This window comes from Streptosporangium sp. NPDC023825 (genome assembly GCF_040639575.1).
GTDB lineage: Bacteria > Actinomycetota > Actinomycetes > Streptosporangiales > Streptosporangiaceae > Streptosporangium.
In genome coordinates this window covers 1-2,882 of sequence record NZ_JBFAAE010000139.1, presented here as the reverse complement: position 1 = coordinate 2,882, position 2,882 = coordinate 1, and the positions used below count along the sequence as shown (strand labels likewise).

The window sequence follows — 2,882 nt, the reverse complement described above, 5'->3', positions numbered from 1 at the left end:
TTCACCGCGTGATCGGCCAGCCACGGCTGCGCGGCCACCGACAGACGCCCGCTGAAGACCACCGACTCACCACCGGCGACCTCCGTCACCGCACTGAGCAACGGATGATCGACGGCGACGAGCCCCACACCGGCCATGTCGCCGGTCTCGATCTGTGTGGGGACCCAGAAGCGCTCACGCTGGAAGGCGTACGTCGGCAGGTCCACGCGGTGGGGCCGCGCCGGAGCGAAGAGAGCGTCCCAATCGAGCGATACACCGTGGGTGTGCAGCCGGTCGAGTGCTTCGATCAGCGTCCGGATCTCGTCGCGGTCCTTGCGCGCGGTCGCGACGAACGTTCCGTCCTCGACACTCTGCTGAGCCAACGCGGTCAGCGTCGAATCCGGTCCGACCTCCACGAACACACCCGCCTGGCAGGCGAGCACCCCGTCGGCAAAACGCACCGCCTCCCGCACATGCCGCACCCAGTACGCCGGATCGGTCAACAGACCCGGCTCGGCAGGCCGGCCCGTCACGTTGGAGACCACCGGGATACTCGGCTCACTGAAAGTCAGCCCGGAGACGACCTGCTCGAACTCCGCCAGCATCGGCTCCATCAACGGCGAGTGGAACGCGTGCGAGACCCGCAGCCTGCGCGTCCGCGCACTCACCAGACCCGCGATCTCCTCCACCGCGGCCTCGCCACCGGAGATCACCACCGAGGCCGGGCCATTCACCGCCGCGATGCTCACATCCTGGCGGCCCTCCAGCAGCGGAAGGATCTCCGCCTCGGGGGCGGCGATGGCCAGCATCGCCCCGCCCTCGGGCAGCGCCTGCATCAACCGGGCCCGAGCGGAGACCAACGTGCAGGCGTCGGCCAGCGACAGCACCCCGGCCACATGAGCCGCCGCGATCTCCCCCACCGAATGACCCACCAGCACGTCCGGGGTCACCCCCAGCGAGGTGAGCAGACGGTACAGAGCGACCTCGAAGGCGAACAGCGCCGGCTGGGTCATCCCCGTCTCGGCCAATACCTCATCCGGACCGGAGAACATCGCCTCGCGCACCGACCCCGGCAACAACGCGCAAATCTCGTCCAGCGCCTCGGCGAACACCGGGAACGCCGCCGCGAGGGACGCCCCCATGCCCACCCGCTGGCTGCCCTGACCGGCGAACAACATCGCCAGCCCGCCACCACGTGCCGCACCCGGCGTCGTCGTGCCCTCGGCGAGGGCGCGCAGGCCGGCCACCAGCTCGGCCCGGTCGGCGCCCATCACCACCGCGCGCTGCTCCAGCAGCGCACGACCGCTCGCCAGCGTCCAGCCGATGTCGGCCACGTCGAGCTCAGGCCGCTCCTCCACCCACGACGCGAGCTGCCCGGCCTGCGCCCGCAGCGCCTCGGGAGTCTTTGCCGAGATCAGCCACGGCGTCACCGGCAGCTCGACAGCGTCGGCGGGCTCCGGCTCCACCGCCGGGCCCTGCTCAATGATCACGTGCGCGTTCGTGCCGCTGATCCCGAAGGAGGAGACCGCGGCCCGGCGCGGGCGGTCGACGGCGTCCCAGGGACGGGCCTCGGTCAGCAGCTCCACCGCGCCCGCCGACCAGTCCACGTGCGGGCTCGGCTCGTCCGCGTGCAGGGTCTGCGGCATGACGCCGTTGCGCAGCGCCATCACCATCTTGATCACACCGCTCACGCCGGCGGCGGCCTGCGCGTGGCCGATGTTCGACTTGATGGACCCCAGCCACAGCGGCCGGTCCTCCGACCGGTCCTGGCCGTAGGTGGCGATCAGCGCCTGCGCCTCGATCGGGTCACCCAGCACCGTTCCCGTACCGTGCGCCTCGACCACGTCCACGTCCGCCGCCGACAGACCGGCGTTCGCCAGCGCCTGGCGGATCACCCGCTGCTGCGCCGGACCGTTCGGCGCCGTCAGCCCGTTGCTCGCACCGTCCTGGTTGACCGCGCTGCCCCGCAGGACCGCGAGGACCTGGTGGCCGTTGCGGCGAGCGTCCGACAGCCGCTCGACCAGCAGCACACCGACACCCTCAGCCCAGCCGGCCCCATCCGCCGTGGCGCCGAACGCCTTGCACCTGCCGTCGGGCGCCAGACCGCGCTGCCGGGAGAACTCGATGAACATGCCGGGCGTCGACATCACCGTCACACCACCGGCCAGCGCCAGGTCGCACTCGCCCGTGCGCAGCGCCTGCGCCGCCCAGTGCAGCGCCACCAGCGACGACGAGCACGCCGTGTCCACCGTGACCGCCGGACCCTCCAGGCCCAGGGTGTACGACACCCGTCCGGACACCAGGCTTCCGCCACTGGTGTTCGCAGGAGTACCCAGACCGTAGTCGTGGTACATCACACCCGCGAAGACACCCGTCCGGCTGCCACGCAGCCCCACCGGGTCCAGGCCCGCCCGCTCGATCGCCTCCCACGAGGACTCCAGCAGCAACCGCTGCTGCGGATCCATCGCGAGCGCCTCACGCGGGCTGATCCCGAAGAACCCGGGATCGAACTCGGCGGCCTCGTACAGGAACCCGCCGTGCCTGGAGTACGAGGTACCCCGGCTGTCCGGGTCCGGGTTGTATACCTTCGCCAGGTCCCAGCCTCGGTCGGTGGGGAATTCGCCGATGGCGTCCGTACCGGCCGCCACCAGATCCCACAGACCCTCGGGCGAGGACACCCCGCCGGGGAACCGGCAGGCCATGCCCACGATCGCGATCGGCTCGTCGACCGCCGAGACATCGGCCACGACCGCCTGCGAGACCTGACCACCGGCCAGCTCCGCCGCCAGGTAGTCCGCCACCGCCTCAGCGGTCGGGTAGTCGAAGACGAGCGTGGCGGGCAGCCGCAGCCCGGAGACCGTCATCAGCCGGTTGCGCAGCTCGACCGCGGTCAGGGAGTCGAA

1 protein-coding gene is annotated in these 2,882 nt (G+C 71.4%); it reads right to left on the bottom strand.

What is annotated here, in order from left to right; genetic code table 11:
- Positions 1-2,882 (bottom strand): beta-ketoacyl synthase N-terminal-like domain-containing protein (locus AB0G15_RS43345; protein ID WP_362851554.1); only part of this gene is annotated, 2,882 nt, incomplete at both ends.